The organism is Glutamicibacter sp. BW77, assembly GCF_002332285.1.
GTDB classification, from domain to species: domain Bacteria; phylum Actinomycetota; class Actinomycetes; order Actinomycetales; family Micrococcaceae; genus Glutamicibacter; species Glutamicibacter bergerei.
This window is the reverse complement of sequence record NZ_NRGT01000057.1, coordinates 11152-29705: the sequence shown is the minus strand read 5'-3', so window position 1 is coordinate 29705 and position 18554 is coordinate 11152. Positions and strand designations below refer to the sequence as shown.

The 18554-nt window shown below is 55.3% G+C and carries 16 protein-coding genes and 1 tRNA gene; 9 read left to right on the top strand and 8 right to left on the bottom strand.

Going from position 1 to position 18554, the window contains the following annotated elements; translation table 11 throughout:
- The first annotated feature begins 102 nt into the window (after positions 1-102).
- The 8 genes from CIK74_RS08480 to CIK74_RS08445 all read left to right on the top strand — a co-directional run bounded on the left by CIK74_RS08480 (position 103) and on the right by CIK74_RS08445 (position 9738).
- A complete protein-coding gene (locus CIK74_RS08480; RefSeq protein WP_096255547.1) occupies positions 103-723 on the top strand; it encodes a hypothetical protein in 621 nt (206 codons plus the stop codon).
- A gap of 58 nt (positions 724-781) precedes the next feature.
- The gene (locus CIK74_RS08475; protein WP_096255545.1) at positions 782-1381 is read left to right on the top strand and encodes a copper resistance protein CopC; all 600 of its coding nucleotides are present in this window, start codon (positions 782-784) and stop codon (positions 1379-1381) included.
- Positions 1382-1535: 154 nt separating this feature from the next.
- Positions 1536-2084, top strand: a complete 549-nt coding sequence (locus CIK74_RS08470) for a copper chaperone PCu(A)C (RefSeq protein ID WP_096255543.1) — start codon at positions 1536-1538, stop codon at positions 2082-2084.
- On the top strand, positions 2085-3296 hold the full coding sequence (locus CIK74_RS08465) for a Dyp-type peroxidase (RefSeq protein ID WP_096255541.1): 1212 nt from the start codon (positions 2085-2087) through the stop codon (positions 3294-3296). It begins immediately after the preceding gene.
- A gap of 107 nt (positions 3297-3403) precedes the next feature.
- On the top strand, positions 3404-5518 hold the full coding sequence (locus CIK74_RS08460) for a cytochrome c oxidase assembly protein (RefSeq protein WP_096255539.1): 2115 nt from the start codon (positions 3404-3406) through the stop codon (positions 5516-5518).
- Positions 5508-6275: a hypothetical protein gene (locus tag CIK74_RS08455; RefSeq protein WP_096255537.1), complete on the top strand. Its 768-nt coding sequence runs from the start codon at positions 5508-5510 to the stop codon at positions 6273-6275. Before CIK74_RS08460 ends, CIK74_RS08455 begins: the two co-directional genes overlap by 11 nt.
- 105 nt (positions 6276-6380) lie before the next feature.
- Positions 6381-8297 (top strand): NHL domain-containing thioredoxin family protein, encoded by a 1917-nt coding sequence (locus CIK74_RS08450; RefSeq protein WP_096255535.1) that lies wholly within the window; start codon positions 6381-6383, stop codon positions 8295-8297.
- A gap of 175 nt (positions 8298-8472) precedes the next feature.
- Complete coding sequence (locus CIK74_RS08445) at positions 8473-9738, top strand: MFS transporter (RefSeq protein WP_096255533.1); 1266 nt, start codon at positions 8473-8475, stop codon at positions 9736-9738.
- On the opposite strand, the gene CIK74_RS08440 is transcribed toward CIK74_RS08445, so the two are convergent.
- From CIK74_RS08440 to CIK74_RS08405, 8 genes are all read right to left on the bottom strand, one after another.
- Complete coding sequence (locus CIK74_RS08440) at positions 9735-10736, bottom strand: hypothetical protein (protein WP_141392910.1); 1002 nt, start codon at positions 10734-10736, stop codon at positions 9735-9737. The genes CIK74_RS08445 and CIK74_RS08440 overlap by 4 nt on opposite strands.
- Before the next feature lie 40 nt (positions 10737-10776).
- The gene (locus tag CIK74_RS08435) at positions 10777-12483 is read right to left on the bottom strand and encodes a helicase HerA-like domain-containing protein (protein WP_170947806.1); all 1707 of its coding nucleotides are present in this window, start codon (positions 12481-12483) and stop codon (positions 10777-10779) included.
- Positions 12484-12548: 65 nt separating this feature from the next.
- A complete protein-coding gene (locus tag CIK74_RS08430; protein WP_096255527.1) occupies positions 12549-13319 on the bottom strand; it encodes an amino acid ABC transporter ATP-binding protein in 771 nt (256 codons plus the stop codon).
- Positions 13309-13971 (bottom strand): amino acid ABC transporter permease, encoded by a 663-nt coding sequence (locus CIK74_RS08425; protein ID WP_096255525.1) that lies wholly within the window; start codon positions 13969-13971, stop codon positions 13309-13311. Before CIK74_RS08425 ends, CIK74_RS08430 begins: the two co-directional genes overlap by 11 nt.
- Before the next feature lie 89 nt (positions 13972-14060).
- Positions 14061-14867 (bottom strand): amino acid ABC transporter substrate-binding protein, encoded by an 807-nt coding sequence (locus CIK74_RS08420; RefSeq protein WP_096255523.1) that lies wholly within the window; start codon positions 14865-14867, stop codon positions 14061-14063.
- 157 nt (positions 14868-15024) lie between these two features.
- Entirely contained in the window at positions 15025-15954 is a 930-nt protein-coding gene (locus CIK74_RS08415; protein ID WP_096255521.1) for an AEC family transporter, read from the bottom strand.
- An 85-nt stretch (positions 15955-16039) separates the two neighbouring features.
- Positions 16040-16110: transfer RNA gene (locus tag CIK74_RS08410), tRNA-Gly, on the bottom strand.
- A 105-nt stretch (positions 16111-16215) separates the two neighbouring features.
- Positions 16216-16701: an SseB family protein gene (locus tag CIK74_RS08405; RefSeq protein WP_170947805.1), complete on the bottom strand. Its 486-nt coding sequence runs from the start codon at positions 16699-16701 to the stop codon at positions 16216-16218.
- Positions 16702-16812: 111 nt separating this feature from the next.
- Here CIK74_RS08405 and CIK74_RS08400 point away from each other — a divergent pair, with 111 nt between their 5' ends.
- Positions 16813-18519 (top strand): fumarate hydratase, encoded by a 1707-nt coding sequence (locus CIK74_RS08400; protein WP_096255518.1) that lies wholly within the window; start codon positions 16813-16815, stop codon positions 18517-18519.
- The last annotated feature ends 35 nt before the right edge of the window (positions 18520-18554 follow it).

Here is an 18554-nt window from a genome sequence, read left to right as displayed (position 1 = left end):
TCGTCTTAGCGCATAACGAAGCGGTAGCGCGTTGAGGCAATCTTCTACCTAGCGTAGAATCAAAGCTTAGGTAGCAATATGACGACTGAACGGTAGATCTTCGTGTCCAAGGACTTCGGCCCCACCCGCGTACTGCGCGGTTGGCTAGCTGCAAGCCTATGCACTTGGACAGCATTCGCCGCACACGCACACAGCGCACCGACTCAGGCTTCGCTCGTGGTGATGGTCTTGATTACCTGTGTTTCTGCCGTCATTGCCACCGCTATGGTGGGCAAAAAATTCTCTTTACTCAGCACGAGTCTTGTCGTTTTGCTCAGCCAAGGTCTCTATCACCTAGGACTTTCGGTGATGACGCACCACGGTGTGGACGTCGTGGCTACTCAAGGAGCGTCGTTTGGACACCAGCATGGTGACATGTTGGTGGGGAACATTGCCTCGCATTACAGCGCGGTGCAATCAGAATCAATGCTGTACGCACACGTACTTGCAGCGCTAACCAGTATCTTGGTGCTCCGTGTGGGCGAACAGCTGCTATCCGTCGTGTTGGATGCAGTGTCATTGAGCGCTGCGCGTCAAGTCCTGGTCCTTGCAGCACGGATTGTCCCGGATTTCCCGAAGGCCCCGGCAAACTTCGTCACCCCGGTGTTGAACCACCTTTCGGTGTTCCTCCTGCTCCCGGCCCGGCGAGGCCCACCTTCCAACGTATTGAATCTTTTCGCTTAAAACGACTCAATACACTCCGATTGTGCACCTCGGTACATGATCATTTGGAAGGAATATTTTGAACTCCCTTGCTCTACAGCACTCCCGCATACTCTTGGCCCGGCTTTCAGCGGCTATTCTGATAGCCCTTGTCGCGGTCTTTAGCAGTGTCAGCGCAGCTTCGGCACATGACGAGCTGGTCTCCTCAAACCCGGTCGCTGGCTCGACGATGACTAAATCTCCCGAGAAGATCGAATTGAATTTCTCCGGTGTACTGCAGCAGCTCGCTGGTGCAGAAACTTCCGTGGTGGCCTTGAGCACCGAAGACGGCGCCAAGCTGGCCAGTGAAGTGACTACCAAGGGCAAGAACGTCACCGTAGTACCGGAGAAAAAACTCGATTCGGGAACATACAAGCTTGTTTACCGCGTGGTCTCCTCCGATGGACACCCCATCGAAGCGAGCTTCAACTTCACTGTCAAACTGCCGGTAGCAGCCAGTGCAACGCCCAGCGATTCGGTCACTAATGCACCCGCGCCGTCGGCACCAGCCGAACAAAACAACGAACCAATTCAGCAGCTCGGATCCCAGGTTAGCCCGGTCATTTGGGTCATTGTTGGCATTGCAATCCTCGGTGCAGCAATCGCCGTGCTTGTGAAGTTCACTCGCCAGAATAAGTAGGCGCTTGCGTCCACCGCGCAGTACTACCAATCCCACAATTTCTTTCGCAAGGCGACGGATACCGGTAGAACCGGTTGCCCGAGCGCATGACTTTTCATGCCCAATTCACCGGACGGAACCTCGGCCTTGCGAGCTAGCGAAAGCTGACAGAGCAATGAAAAATTTCAAATTCGCCACCACCCTGAGCATATGCGCAGCAGTCTTGTTGACCGGTTGCGCCCAAAACACAGAAACAGTCACCCCTGCTGGAGCCAGCGAGCAAGTACAGAACACTCAAGCGGAGAATCTTCGCACCAATGAAACCTGGGCGAAAGCAGCAGAAAAGGGCATGAGTGCTGCCTTCGGAACGCTGCACAATGCAGGTGAATCAACGCTTGAACTTGAACGCGTCACAGACCTGAGCGCCAATACCGTGATTGAAATCCATGACACCGAAGGAGAAGGAACGAAGGCCGTGATGAAGCAACACGAAGGCGCGTTGCTAATCAAACCGGGCGAAGACGTTGTCCTGGCACCTGGCGGAACGCACTTTATGTTCATGAATCTAAAAAGTCCATTAGTAGCGTCACAAACCTCGACCTTGCAATTGGACTTCAGTGACGGAAGCAAAGCCCAAGTGCAATTCCCTATTCGTAACTTCAGCGGCGCCAACGAAAGTTACCACGGCTCCGCGGATGAACATGAAGATCACGGGAGTCACTAAGTGACCAGCACAAATCTCCAACCCTCACGCAGGCTGATTCTCGGAGGTTCCGCGGGCGCCGCATTGGGCGGAGTCTTTGCCGGATTTGGTGTCGGCAGGGCAACGGCTGTTGAAAGACCTGCAGCCTCGGCCGCGCAAAACCAGCACGCACAATTCACGGCGTTCCACGGTAAATATCAGGCGGGAATTCTCACCGAACCACAAGCTCACGCGGTATTCCTCGGGAGCAACGTTCACTTGGATGGGCTCAAAAAGCCCGAGCGAATCGAAAAGATACGTTCGATACTGCAAATGCTCAGTTCGGACATCGAACGGTTAGTCGCCGGCAGGGGAGTGCTTGCAGATACTGAGCCGGAAATGTCTCAGGCGGCCGCACAACTGACGGTGACCGTAGGTCTGGGGCCAGCGATACTCGATCTCTTAGGGCAGAGCACGGCAGTCGTAGACACATTGCCGCCATTTGCTGGTGAAAAGCTTGACCCGCGCTACGGCCAGAGTGATCTGATCATTCAATGCTGTGCTCAGGACCCCACAGTCTTGCATCATGCGGTGCGTGCCTTGCGCAAAAATCTGCGTGGCATTACCGAGGAAGTGTTTACCCAGAGTGGTTTCACCCACGCGGCGCACACGGTGCGTGAAGGTCAAGGTTTTCGCAATCTTTTTGGACAACTTGATGGAACGAATAATCCCACCAACCAAGCGCGTGAACTTGCGGTGTTTGGTGATGCCCAGGAGCCAAGTTGGACACCAGCAGGCACCGTTTTGGTGCTTCGTCGCATCGAAATGAACCTGGACAAATGGGATGAAGTGGACCGGGCAGGACGAGACTTTGCGCTCGGACGGCGGCAAAGCGATGGATCTCCGCTGTCTGGCTCGTCGCTTAGCGACCCGGTGGATCTGCAGGCCGTGGACAGTATGGGTTTGCCGGCCATCGCCGCGCACGCGCATGTTGCTAGGGCCAAACCTTCCAGTGGGGCCGAGGTCCTCTGGCGCCGTGGCTATAACTATCACGGTGAGAATGGTTCGGGGCTCCTTTTTGCGTCCTATCAGCGAGATCCACGTACCAGTTTCATTCCGGTGCAGCAGCGGTTAGCGCAGCTTGATGCGCTCAACGAGTGGACTACACATGTTGGCTCGGCTATCTATGCGATCCTGCCGGGAGTCCATGAAGGAGAGTACTTGGGAGAGTTCTTGTTCACTGCTAGTACTTAGCCGCACGTAGCAATGTGGTGAGGCGGTGTGAGATGCACCGCCTCACCATTGGAAAAGCCCTACCCGATTAATCCCGGGGTAAATGCAAGTGAGATGATGGAGAGGTTATGGCCACTCAAATACCAAAGCCCCCGGCTCAAGCCACGGCGCCGCAGAAACTCTCCATTTCGCGCTACCTGATTCTGGCGATCCCTGTGATGGCAATCGTTTTTCTTGGCGCAGCGCTATTCACCGGAATTGCGGTTCCCAGCGAGCTAGCTGACCCCGGGGCCTTTGTACGGTGGGCTTTGCCAATATCTCGCGCAATTCATCACAGTGCCATGGCTATCACCGTTGCGGCACTGTTATTTGCGGCGGTCATACTTCCCCGTACGACAAAAGTCCGGCGTGCCAGCGCGGATGATGGGCGTATTGAGGTCGGGCAGAGCCACCCGGCTTTCACCCGTGCCATGAATATCGCTGCCGGCGCCGGAATGGTGTGGACGCTTGCAGCGGCTACCGTGTTGCTGTTGACCTTCTGGGATCTGGCCGGTGTGCCAATGAACCTAGACCCGAGTTACACCGCAGCGATCCTCGACTATATTCTGCAGCTTGCCACCGGCCGTGCATGGGCATGGATGATCGTTATCGCGGCGATCACCAGCTCATTAGCGTTGGCGCTACGCTCGCACTCGGGTGTGGGACTCACCGCGGTATTCTCGCTGTTCGGCATAGTTCCCATGGCGTTTATCGGACACGCAGCCGGCGGGGATGACCACTACGGTGCGGTGAACTCCATTGCCTTACACTTGCTCGCGGTGGTTATTTGGTTTGGTGGCATTGTCGTTTTGGCTTTGCTTTCTCCCACGCTGTCCAGCAAAGCGCCCGGCCGATATGAGACACGACCGGTACTTGCTGGCGTCGTACTGAGCCGTTTTTCTGCCCTGGCAACGTTCGCCATCATTTTGATGGCAGGATCCGGGCTGGCCTCAGCCACGATCCGGATTACCGAATTTGATCAGTGGTTCTCTAAATATGGCCTAGTTGTTATTGCCAAGGTCATCTTGACCTTGGCCCTCGGCTTCCTAGGTCTTATGCACCGCAGGCAGGTCATTCCGCAATTGCTGGCAGGTAAGTTCACCGCGCTAGCCGCCGCCTGGCGGATCGTGACAGCCGAACTAATTCTGATGGGCGCGACCATGTCATTGGCGACGGTGCTGGCGCGTACCGCACCACCGACCGATGACCAGCCGCCAGTGGATGCGACCCCTGCTCGTTTGCTGACAGGCTATGAACTACCACCGGCGCCGAGCACCGCAAGCTGGTTCACCGTCTGGCGGTGGGACTGGTTATGGGTCGCAATCTGCTTCTTCTTGCTGGCGCTGTATTTGTGGGCCTTTATTATTCTGCGCCGTCGCGGAGACAAACCAAGTTTCCCTCGGTTGTTTAGCTGGATTATCGGACTAGTGGTGCTCTTCTACATCACCAGCGGTGCCCTGTCCGTCTACGGCAAGGTGCAGTTCTCGGTGCACATGGTTGACCACATGTCATTGACCATGATTGCTCCAATTTTCTTGGTGCTAGGCACCCCGGTCACCTTGGCGCTGAAGGTCCTGGGTTCACGAACCGATGGAACAAGAGGACCACGCGAATGGATCCTGTGGGCGGTGCATTCGAGGTATTCCGCGGTGGTCACCCATCCGATTTTTGCGGCCGTCATGTTCGCCGGATCGATTGTCATTTTTTACTTCACCCCGATTCTCGAAATCGCGATGAAGTACCACGCGGGGCACGAATTGATGAACCTGCACTTCTTGCTGACCGGCTACATCTTCGCCTTGTCGCTGGTGGATGCCGACCCAATTCCCAAGCGTTACCCGTATCCGATGCGGCTGATTGTGTTGCTTGCTACCGTAGCGTTCCACGCGTTCTTCGGTGTAGCAATGATGGGAAGCGAAAACCTCTTGGCTCCCGACTGGTTCGGCAATATGGGTCGCACCTGGGGTGGCACGGCAATGGAAGACCAAGTTGTTGGTGCTGGCGCGATGTGGGCCATTGGCGAGGTGCCAACCTTGGTCCTGGCTATCCTCGTGGTGGTTTCGTGGCTACGACAGGACAAAAAGGACACCAAACGTTATGACCGTCAGGCAGAGCGTGATGGGGATGCCGAGCTGGAGGCCTACAACCAGATGTTTGCACAGATGAAACAGCAAGAAACTAAGGGAGAACACCGTGGCCGCTAAGCTATGGAAGGTGACGGCGGTTATGCTGGCCGGTGGGTTACTGCTGTCCTCGTGCGCCGCACCAGAAGCCGGTGGCGACATGCCGGATGACCTAACTCATCAAAAAGCTACCGAGCAGCCAGCGCAGCCAAGTGCACAGAGTACGGCGCCGAGTAATACGGCAGAAGAAATGACTCGGGCACAGTTCATCGCCTCGACCGGATCGGTTATTGCGGCAACCTTAGGTTTCCCGAATTCACGTCAAATTTCAGCCGAGGAGCTCAAAGGCCTAGCGGTACCGCCCACTGACACCCTCAAAGATGTCGTGGTGTTGCCCTCCCAGTGTTCAAAACCTGTCGAAGAGCTGAATTGGTCACCGGCTCAAATGGGCACCGAAGCTGCTCGCACCGACTTCACTAACGAAGCGCAAAATATTGCGGGGTCTATCGAAGTGGCCAAGGTGACCAACCGGCAGAAGCTCGAAGATCATTACAAAACGGTGCTTGAAATTCGTACCGAGTGTAAAAGTGTGAAGCTCAATGGACTGGACTTCACCGAAACATTGAAATTCTCCAGCCCCGGAATATCCGACGTTGAGTCTCAGTTGTATTACACACGCACCGGGGACTCCGCGAACGCACGCGAATCGCTGGTGCTTATGCAAAGCAAGGGCGACTACGTGGTCATGGTTTCGTTCATGTCTACCGTCTCTCTGGCCGAACAACAATTCAACGACGTGGCCAAGACCATCTTGGACACCGCGGTTTCACAGCTGTAACTGGCTTAGCATCGCTTCATACTCTTCGGCGGTGAAAGTCCAGTGGAGGATAATTAGTACTTCACTGTCGCATTTAGATAGTGAAGTCGCCTTGAAAGGACCATCATGAGTGCAACTTCCGATTCAGTACGCGCAAACTACAAGGTGAGGGCCAGCGAGCTGTTGGGTCGCAACTGGTTGAACACCGGTGGCGAACAACTGAATCTTGAAGCTCTCCGTGGCAAGATTGTCATCCTCGATTTTTGGACCTTCTGCTGCATTAACTGCCTTCACGTGTTGGACGAACTCCGTCCCCTCGAGGCAAAATACGCCGACGTGTTGGTGACCGTTGGCGTGCACTCCCCAAAGTTTGAGCACGAGGCAGACCCCGACGCACTGGCTGCCGCCGTGGAACGCTACGAAATTCACCACCCGGTACTTGACGATCCAGAACTTGTCACCTGGCAGGCCTATGGCGCGCGCGCTTGGCCAACATTGGTGGTCTTGGATCCCGAAGGCTACATCGTGGCGCACCTCTCCGGTGAGGGCCATGCTCAGGGCCTTGGCTCACTAGTTGATGAACTAGTCGCCGAGCACGAAGCCAAGGGCACCTTGCACCGTGGAAACGGTCCCTATGTGGCGCCCGAAGCCCGCGAGGGTGACCTGCGATTCCCCGGCAAGACGATCGCCTTGGCGAACGGTAATTTCTTGGTCGGCGACTCCGGTCACCACCGCCTGGTAGAACTAGGGAATGATCTGAGCACCGTGGTGCGCACCATCGGCGCCGGGGTTAAAGGTTATGCCGACGGAGATGCACAAAGCGCTCAGTTTAATGAACTGCAGGGTCTGACCGCACTGCCCACCGAGCTTGCCGCGAAGGTTGGCTACGACGTAATCGTTGCAGATACCGTCAACCACCGCTTGCGCTCGGTGAACCTGAGCACCGGCGAGGTAGGTACGCTAGCTGGCAACGGAGTGCAGCGTCTGCTGGATGCGGAAAACGCTCGCCAGGAACACCAGCCCACTGACTTGGGCACTGACTCGTTGAACGTTTCGTTGTCCTCACCGTGGGACGTGCTCTATCACCCATCGGGCAAGGTCATCATCGCGATGGCTGGAACCCACCAAATCTTCTCCTTTGACCCGCTGACCAGTGCCTTGCATGTGTACGCCGGTAGTGGATTAGAAGGTCTGTCCGATGGCGCACCATTGGAAGCATGGTTTGCCCAGCCTTCCGGGCTGACCTTGGACACCAATGATGATGTGTGGGTTGCCGATTCGGAGACCAGCGCTTTGCGTCGTTTGGAAATTGACGGGCACGGCGAGGTCATCAAGGTCCACACCGCCATTGGTGCAGGACTGTTCGACTTTGGTTTCCGCGATGGTGAAGCGGACCAGGCTCGCCTGCAGCACCCACTGGGTGTAACCGCACTGCCCGACGGTTCTATTGCTGTGGCAGATTCATACAACGGCGCCGTGCGCCGCTTTGATCCGGTGACGCAAATGGTTTCTACCCTGGCCAAGGGGCTGAAGGAACCGGCAGATGTATTGCTGGACGACTCGGTGGATGGCGCTCCGGTACTGCTGGTGGTGGAAACCAACACCCACCAACTGATCCGTATTCCGGTGCCTGCCGAAGCGCTGGTCGTCGACGAGGGCGCAAGCCAGACCCAACGTCCAAAGACTAAGGTGCAGGCCGGTCAGCACGAGATCGTGGTGCGCTTTGCGGCACCTAAGGGACAGAAACTCGATGACCGTTGGGGAGATCCCACGCAGTTGAAGATTTCGTCCAGTCCCGAAGAGCTGCTTCTTGACGGTGGTGGCACTTCTATTGGTTTGACCCGGACCTTGAAGCTAAACCCCGAGGTGAGCGACGGCGTATTGCACATTACAGCCCGTGCCGCGGCCTGTGATGGGGAACCTGGCGGAGAAATTCCAGATCATGCAGCCTGCCACCTCTACCAGCAAGACTGGGGCATCCCGGTGGAGCTCGATGAGTCCGGAGATAACGAACTCTTGTTGGATCTTCGTGGAGTGAATTAGTCACAGTGGATCCCAGATCAAGGCGCGCTTTGCTTTGCGAAGCGCGCCTTGATCATTTAAAAACCAAGAAATTGAGGAAACCTCACCAATTTTATCCCAGGCAGTCGTTAGACTGGATGCCGACAGGAGGAGCCGAAACGGTACAGCATCGGCTAGCTAAGTAGTGGCAAACAGGATGTTCCGGGCACTAGAAGTTCCGAACTATCGGTTATGGGTCATTGGTGCACTTGTCTCTAATATCGGCACATGGATGCAGCGTGTGGCCCAGGACTGGTTGGTACTCACGGAGCTCACCGACCATGACGGGATAGCCACCGGAATCACCACCGGTTTACAGTTCCTGCCCATTCTGATTCTTGGACCTTACGCGGGGCTCATTGCCGATAGATATGACAAGCGCAAGATCTTGCTCGTCACTCAAACTTTCATGGGTTTGTGTGCGCTGGTCTTGGGAACCCTGGTCATTACCGGAACGGTGCAACTGTGGCATGTCTATGTGCTGGCCGCATTGCTGGGGGTGGGCTCGGCCTTTGACGCTCCAGCCCGGCAGGCATTTGTGTCCGAAATCGTGCCAGGAACGCACCTAACCAACGCCGTGGCGCTCAATAGCGCCAATTTCAACCTCGCCCGGTTGGCGGGGCCAGGCATCGCCGGCGCGGTGATTGCGTTGGTGGGAACCGGCCCAGCCTTCTTGCTCAACGGCTTGTCTTTCCTTGCGGTGCTCTTCTCCTTGAGCAGCATGAAAATCTCCGAACTGAGCCGCTCAACACCTGTCAGGAGAGCTAAAGGACAGGTACGCGAGGGGTTCAAATACGTGAAAAACCGCAAAGATCTCTTGCTGATCTTTGCGATGGCCTTTGTGATTGGCACCTTCGGACTGAACTTCCAATTGACCAACGCGATGATGGCCGCCGAAGTTTACGGTGTGGGTGCGGCAGAATACGGAATTCTGGGCAGCATCATGGCCATCGGCACCTTCGCCGGAGCTTTATTTGCGGCGCGCCGTTCCAGACCACGTTGGCGTTTTGTCATTGGTGGTGGCATTGCCTTTGGCGCCACGGCTTTATTGTCCGCAGTGATGCCGCACTACCTGCTTTTTGCCGCGAGTTTAGTGTTGGTGGGGCTTAGCTCGCTGACGTTCCTGAACAGTTGTAACACCATGGTGCAGACCTCGGTTCCACCAATGTATCGCGCACGGGTCTTGGCGCTGTACCTGATGGTGGTGCAGGGCGGAACGCCGCTCGGGGCGCCTTTAGTGGGTTGGATCGCCGAACTGCTGGGGGTACGCGCTGCGGTGGCGTTCGGAGCCATACTCTCGTTGTTAGTCTCGGTGCTGGCGCTGATTATCTGGCAACGATTCCGCGCAGATGCTGTGCCCCTGAGAACACAGTTCAAAGAGATTATCTTGCCGCACCAACGGCGCGAGGGAACCGAAGATTAGTCTTCGGAGCCGGCTACGGGCACCACACTGACCTCGGAAGTGCTCGTGGTGAGCTGAGCGGTGAAAGAAAATTCATCGCTCACGGTTTTTTTCTCCAACGAACCGGTACGTAAATCTTGCTCGGTCAGCGACAACTTTGCGGTGACCTTCAACGGGCTAAGCACCCAGGCGCCGTTATAGTAATTAACCTCAATAGTCGGGTATTTCGCGATAGACCATTTGATAGTCTCCGGGTTCACCCGGGACGGTGTGTGATACGCAAACGGGCACCCCGACGGCATGAGTACCTGCTGTGCCGCACATTTATCGAGGTATCCGCGGACCTTGGAATTGATCTGTGCGATAAATTCTTTGGTGGGCTGTGTCTTTAATGAAATTTCTACCGGCTTCTTGGCGGGGCCGGTGACGACTACACCACGGGTGTCGGCTTCGAAGTTCTTAGTGCTGAAGCTTGCGTCGGTAATCGAGGGGTAGAACACCGGCAAGGTGCTGACGCCCTTAACCAGTGGGATTTTTTGTCCGCTGACGGATACCTCATTGACCGTATTCGCTTTGACCTTGACCGTGGGTAGGGTTACCGGTTCGAAGGCCCACTGATCAAAAAATAACCAGGACTTTCCGGTACTGCGCAAGGTGTAGGTTGATTCCTTATCGACGCCGTCGGCCTTGTACTTGGCGACGACGGTGCGAATATCGGGATTATTCTCTGGTGTTTCGGCCTTTTGCGCCTCAAAATCTGTGATCCCAGCTTGGGTGCGCTTGAGCACTTCCCCGTCCAAGGCGACAGCGTCACCGGTCGGGACTTTGGCACCTAGCAGTCCAAGGGCTTCAGCGCCTTCGCCGGCCAGCAGATGCTGATGCAAGGACTGAACAGCGTGCTCGGCAGAAAACAGGGTGCGGTTAGCAACGATGGCGCTGGTGACTACCAACGCAGCGATGATGACGGCCGCGGTCGCCCAGCGCAGAGCAAGGCGTGGCACAGAGATACGAGATTTCATTATTAATCAGGCTAGCGGGTTTCGGTTCAGAGGTTGTAACTCAACGGCGACGTCGGCGGCGTTTTGTGCCGAACATTCCACGGAGCAATTCACGTCCAATGCTGTTTGCTGCATCGAGAGCAAAGTCCATCAGTGGGTTGACTTGATTGTTTGAAGATTTAGTCGGCTCTCGCGGAGGATTTGCGGGTTCCGATGAAGAATTTGTACGTGACGAAGATGGCGTAGCAGTGTTTACCGGTCCAGAGCCTGTGGCAGGCTGCGTATTTTGTGGCATCGTGCTCGGTTTGCCAAGAATTGAATCGGCAATCCGTTGCGCCTCGGCATCCACATCTTGTGGACCCGAAGAATTGGCCGCGCCGGGTGGGGCCTCCGTGGGTGCTTGAGCGTCCGGAGCAGTTTCGCCACTGAGCATCTCCATGGCCGAACGCCTATCCACGGCGGTTCCATATTTCGGTGCTAGTACAGAGCTTTGAATGAGTGCTGCTTGAGTTTCAGGTGCTGCCGGACCAATATGCGAGCCGGGTGAGGTGAGTTTAGTCCACGCCACCGGGGTCGGCGCGCCACGCTCGTTAAGCACGGTTATAACCGCCTCGCCAACGCCCGCCTGGGTCAGCGCTTGTTGCAGGTCTAGTGGACCAGATGGGAAGGTCTTGATGATTGCCTTGAGCGCTTCGCCATCCTTTGGGGTGAAGACACGCACCGCATGCTGGATACGGTTACCAAGCTGCCCGAGGACCTCATCTGGTAAGTCTGAAGGGGACTGGGTAACAAAGAACAGTCCAACACCCTTGGAACGGATTAAGCGCACCGTAGAAATAATCGCGTTGACGAAAGCCTTCGAAGCATCCTTGAACAGCAGGTGGGCTTCATCCAGGAAGAATACGAGTTTTGGTTTGTCCAAATCACCGGCTTCTGGCAGATCTTCAAAAAGATCTGCCAGCAACCACATCATGAATGTTGAGAACAACAGTGGCTGACGGTTGAGCGATGGAAGCTCCAAACAGCTAATAATTCCGTTGCCTGATTCATCAAATCTGAGGAAATCAGCGGTATCAAATTCTGGCTGGCCAAAGAACTTGTCTAAACCTTGGGACTGCAAGATGGTTAGCCCACGTAGGATCACCGAGGCAGTGGCCGAAGGAACCCCACCCAGCCCCTTGAGATCTTCTTTGCCTTCATCGCTGAGCAAGAAACTCAAAACGGCTTTGAGGTCTTTGAGATCATCCATGGGAAATTCACGTTGATCGGCGTAGTGGAAGACCAACTGGAGACATTCTTCTTGCGTTTCGTTGAGTTCTAGGACTCGTGAAAGCAGGATGGGGCCAAAAGAATCTATCGTGGCACGTACCGAGATACCGTCGTTTCCTTCGCCCAAGGCAAGGAATTCCACCGGGTTAGCCCGTGCGGTGAACTGATGGCCAATACTTGAAAGTCGCGCGGTGAGCTTTTCGCTTGCCGTCCCGGCTTGAGCTAGACCGCCAAGGTCGCCCTTGATGTCGGCGAGAAATACGGGCACACCGTGTGCACTCAATTGCTCCGCCATCACCTGTAAGGTGACGGTCTTACCGGTGCCGGTAGCGCCGGCAATAATTCCGTGTCGATTGAGCATGCGCAACGGAACCCGAACTTGGGCTTCTGTAACGGGATTTCCCGCAACAATTGCAGCACCTAGTTCAAGGCATGCGCCGTCGAAAACGTAACCATCTTTGAGCGCCGTGAGGTTCTCCTGCGAAGTACTTTCAGCCATGTCCATAGCCTACGCATGCAATGGTGACGAAGTGACAAACGGCACGTAAAAAGTTTGTGGCTGATTTAGAAAGGGTGCAGTAACCGCTGCATGAAGGCCTTGGTCCGTTCATGGGTCGGGTTGCCAAGCACCTGAGCCGCAGGCCCACGCTCAACAACTACTCCATCGTCCATGAACACCACCGTATCGGCTACATCGCGGGCGAATGCGAGCTCGTGGGTTACCAGTACCATCGACCAACCTTCTTGGGCGAGCTCTTTAATGACGCTGAGCACCTCACCTACTAGCTCTGGATCCAGTGCGCTGGTCGGCTCATCAAAGAGCAAAAGGTCTGGCTGGAGCATCAGCGCCCGCACAATGCCTACGCGCTGTTGCTGTCCACCTGAAAGCGAGGAGGGGTAGTCGCTCGACTTTTGTTCAAGGCCAACGCGTTCAAGAAGTTCATTCGCGCGCGACATAACTTCCTCGCGCGGCCTGCGTTGCACCTGCAACGGGCCAATAGTCACGTTTTGTAGCACCGTCAGGTGAGGAAACAAGTGATGTCCTTGGAACACCATCGCCGAGCGGTCCCGCAGGACCTGAGCTTTCTTAGCTGGTAGCCCAGGCTGAAAGGTGACCTCGGGTCCGCCGGCAAAAGAAACGACTCCACTATCGGGAGATTCCAAACCGTTCAGGCAACGCAACGCGGTAGTTTTTCCCGAGCCGGAGGGGCCAATCAACGCGAGAACTTCGCCGGACTGGACACTAAAATCTATGCCACGCAGCACCTTGTTAGTGCCGAATGACTTATGCAGATCGGTGACGTTGAGCAAGGGGGTCAGAGCCTTAGGCGACATACTTTTCAAGCCTGCTTTCCATACGGTCTTGAACTGCGGAGAGAACCAAACAGATCACCCAGTAAATGGCCGCCGCTTCCATATAGAGCAACATAAATTCGTAGGTGGTGGCCGCGATTTCCTGGGCACGCCGGAACATCTCTGTTACGAGAATCATCGAGGCCAGTGAGGTGTCTTTGACCAATGAAATAAAAGTGTTGGACAACGGCGGAATAGCTACACGAGCCGCCTGCGGCAAGATTAGCTTGTAGAGCGTCCGAGTCTTGGACATGCCAATGGTATAGCCAGCTTCCCATTGCCCTCCGGGCACGGAAAGAATAGCAGCACGAATAATTTCTGCGGCGTAACCACCCACGTTGAGTGTGAAAGCGATGATGGCCGAAGGCCATGGGTCAATGGTGACCCCCAACGAAGGCAGCCCGTAGAAGATCACGAACAGCTGTACTAACAGTGGGGTGCCGCGAATGATCGAAATATAGCCGCGGGCAATGCCTGAAACTACTTTATTCGCGCTGATCCGCATCAACGCGACCATCAGCGCCACTGCAAGGCCTAAGACAAAGCTGATTATTGCCAGCGGAATCGTGGCTGTCAGCGCGCCACTGACCATGGGCCACAACGAGTCCAAAGCTAGCTGCCAAAGTGAATCCATTTATTCTCTTCCCGTCCTTTGCAACGGACACTGGCCCCAAAGGGGATCCTTGGGGCCAGTTTACGCGTCGAAGTGTTGAAGGAGGTCAGCTACTTGGTGATGTCTTCACCAAAGTACTTTTCCGAAATCTTTGTCAGCGTGCCATCGGCAGAAAGTTCATCCAGCGCGCCATTGATCGCGTCGCGAAGTTCTGGCTGATCTTTCTTCAGCGCCACCACGGTCTCAGTCTTTTCTTCTGATTCCGCAGCAATCTTGATGCCGTCATCCGGGTTAGTGTTCTGCGAGTCCAGGTAGGTCAATTTGTCGTTGATGGTCGCATCCACACGTCCCTGCTTCAATAGTGTGACCGCCTGTGCCCAGCCCTCTACTGCCTGGATCTTCGCACCGGCAGCTTTAGCGTCATCATGGAAGCTACTGGTCAACGACTGAGCGGTGGTTTTTCCTTTGAGTGAGTCGAAGGAGGTGATATCTGTGTTGTCGCTCTTGGTGACGATGACTCCGCTGGAGTAGTTATATGGCTTAGAAAGTAGGTACTTTTCTTCGCGCTCAGGGGTCACGCTGACCTGATTGGCAATCACATCAAATCGGCCAGCTTCTAGACCGGCAAAGATGCCGTCCCACTGAGTTTCCTGATATTCGACCTTGACCCCAAGCTGTTCGCCAACAGCCTCAATGACCTCGACATCAAAGCCGGTGAGCTTATCTGCCTCATGGTAAGAGAATGGTCGGTAGGTACCCTCGGTGCCAACGGTCAGGACACCGCTGGATTCCACGTGCTGCAGGAGATTCTCATCGGTGGCGCCGGAGGCGTCGGAACCGGTGGTTGATGAGCCACACGCACTCAGTGCCAGTGCGAGTACTGCAGTGATTGCAAGGAGTGGAGCTGTGCGCTTCATGATGGCCTAACTATTTGAGGTGAGGAGGTGATCTATACCTTGATCAACTGTGCTTAGCGACGCGGTATTCCGTAAGATTCCCGTGAATACCCCAACGAAGCAACTGACGTGTCATATAACTTCTTTTGCGCATTCTCAGCTACTGACCTGATCTTGGCTAAATTCCAAGCAGTAAGGCCAGTAACACCATCATTGGTATGGCACAGATAGTGGTGATTAACACCGTATCTTTCGCAACGGTCACACCACGCTCATAACGTTGGGCGGTGATGAAAATATTCTGCGCGGTAGGTAACCCGGCCATGATCACCGCGGCAACGAGCATCCCACCGGTGAGTCCAAAAAGATAGGCTGCGGCAAGCCAAGCGATCAATGGTTGGATGAATAATTTAGCGGCTGAACCGACCAACACATCGGCTCGGCGCCCGGACTTCTTGTCCAGAGGTTTGGAACCAACTAAGGAAATGCCAAAGGCCATCAGCATGGCGGGAATTGACGCACCTGAAATGAGTTCAATGGGTGCTAAGACGAGTTCCGGAACCTTAAAACCAGTCAACGCCACCACCAGCCCTAATAGCGAGCCGATGATCATGGGGTTCTTGGCCGTGGCAACCAGCAGCGCAATTGGTGTGGTGCGGTGAGTACTGGTGGTGGCGTCGAGCAACGCAAGATTAATCGGCTGATAGATCGCCAATTGAAAGAGGATGATGGGTGCCGCATGGGACATATCACCCAGTACATACAGGGCAATAGGCAAACCAAGGTTTGCGGAGTTCACCGTCGAAGCGGACATCGCCGCGACGATCCGTTCGGCTGGCTCGCGGCGCAACCACTTGTAGGTCGCCAAATGGTAGATCACCGCCGTGAGTCCGGCAGAAATAGCCGCCACCCACATCAGTGGACCAAGAACTGCGACGGGATCTGATTCGGCCAGAGTGACAAATAGCAGCGCTGGGCTGGCGACAAAAAACGTCAACCGGCTGAGTACGTGGCGGCCTTGCTCACCGAGCACCCCGGTGCGACCGACCAGATAGCCCACTAAAATCACTATCCAGATAATCGAGAATCCTGACAGTACTCCGGTCATTCGGACTCCTCGGGTCAACAAATCTGGGGTGATGCCAATGCAAAACGTCGGGACACCCTGGGGTGTCCCGACGTATCTAAATGCGAGCGGGCGACGGGAATCGAACCCGCGTATCGAGCTTGGGAAGCTAGCGCTCTACCATTGAGCTACGCCCGCAATGCACCGAGCGGCCTATCGACGGCCCGGGCAAAACCCAGCTTATCCTACGAAAAGGTCAGGTCAGAAATCCGCATTCGGTGATGACAAAATCAGACTTCGAGCTTACTCGGAGCGTTTTTGCTTCAGCAGTTCTTCCTTCAGAATTGCCACGCCATCGGCTGGAACCTCAAAACTCAGTTCATCTCCCGGATTCACCACAAAACCGGTGCCTTCTAAGGCACGCACAATGGTGGCACCCTGAACCTTCACACCATAGGGTGCCATATCGATGTACGTGCCAGGGATACGATCCAAGCCGGTGAATAAAGCCACCATTGCTGCGCCCTGTGGATTGGTCAGCAGCATTGGTTGAGCATTTTTGTTTTCTTCGGTCACTTCTTCCCGCGAAAGGAAGTACACCTCGGCGGTCATGAAAGCACTGATTACCGAACCGGAGAGCTCAGGTTTGTTAAGCCCGGCCTGCAGCATCATTTCAAAGTGAGTTTTGGCCCGGGCCCGTTCCTGGTCCATTGGCGTTTCGACAACCATATTTGGACGTTCGTCGGGGTTGTTTCCGTCCAGTGGGGTATTGCTGTTTTCGGAGCTCATGTAGACAAGCATGTCGCGCAAAACCCGCAGGTGCAAACACCGAATGAGGTTTTTTGGCACAAAGGCCTAAAATAGACGAAGAGCAATCATCTTCATTTCCAAGGACTGAGCATGCCTGAATTTCGTTATGAAGATCTTCTGCCGATTGGCGAGGATCAAACCCCATACCGCATGATTTCCTCCGAAGGCGTCGACGTAGTCGCCGGACCGGACGGTAAAAATTTCCTGCAGGTAGCACCCGAAGCACTGGAGCAGCTGGCCGAAACGGCACTGCACGATATTAATCATTACCTGCGTCCGGCTCACTTACAGCAGCTGCGCAACATCCTTGATGATGACGAGGCCAGCCCGAACGACAAGTTCGTGGCGTTGGACCTGCTGAAGAATGCAAACATTGCTGCCGGTGGCATCCTGCCAATGTGCCAGGACACCGGAACCGCAATTGTCATGGGTAAGCGTGGCCAGCGTGTGCTGACCGAAGAGCAGGACGAGATTTCGCTTTCCCGCGGCATCTACAACGCGTACACGCGTTTGAACCTGCGTTACTCGCAGCTTGCCCCGATCACCACCTGGGAAGAAAAAGCGACAGGTAATAACCTGCCAGCCCAGATTGATCTGTATGCCGATACCAAGCCTGGCCACGATACGGACTATAAGTTCCTGTTTATGGCCAAGGGTGGCGGATCTGCCAACAAGTCATTCCTCTACCAGGAAACCAAAGCAATCTTGAATGAGAACGCCATGCTGACGTTCCTCGATGAGAAGCTGCGTTCCCTAGGTACCGCTGCCTGCCCGCCGTACCACCTGTCCATCGTGATCGGTGGCACCAGCGCCGAAATGGCGTTGAAGACCGCCAAATACGGTTCGGCAAAGTACTTGGATTCGTTGCCTACAGAAGGCGCGATGACCGGTCGTGGTTTCCGCGACACCGACCTGGAAGAAAAGGTCCTAGAACTGACCCGTCACTTCGGTATCGGTGCCCAGTTCGGTGGTAAGTACTTCTGCCACGACGTGCGCGTTGTGCGTTTGCCTCGACATGGTGCCTCCCTGCCAGTGGCTATCGCGGTTTCCTGCTCGGCGGACCGTCAGATGATGGCCAAGATTACCGCCGATGGCCTCTTCGTTGAACAGCTGGAAACCGATCCGGCACGCTTCATGCCAGATGAAAATCACCCGGCGCTGGCCGCCCACGATGACGAGACCTCCGGTGTCTCGGGCACCGGCGGTTCGTCGGTAGTGAAGATCGACTTGAACAAGCCAATGGCTGAGATTCTGGCTGAGCTTTCTAAGTTCCCAGTTAAGACTCGTCTTTCGCTGACCGGCCCACTGGTGGTGGCCCGCGATATCGCCCACTCCAAGATCAAGGAACGTTTGGACGCTGGCGAAGAAATGCCACAGTATTTGAAGGACCACCCGGTCTACTATGCCGGTCCGGCGAAGACCCCTGAGGGAATGCCTTCGGGTTCCTTCGGTCCAACCACTGCTGGTCGTATGGACTCCTACGTGGATCAGTTCCAGGCCGCTGGCGGCTCGATGGTCATGCTGGCCAAGGGTAACCGCTCCGGACAGGTGACTGCCGCCTGTAATAACCATGGTGGCTTCTACCTTGGTTCTATCGGCGGCCCGGCCGCCCGTCTGGCCCAGGACTGCATCAAAAAGGTTGAGGTCCTGGAATACGAGGAACTTGGCATGGAAGCAATCTGGCGTATTGAGGTCGAAGACTTCCCAGCATTCATCGTCGTAGATGATAAGGGTAATGACTTCTTTGCCGAGACAATGAAGCCAACCTTCACCGGCATTCCGGTCCGCGCTAAGTAGCACGCACCACGGAAGTTAAACACTGCGGGATCCAG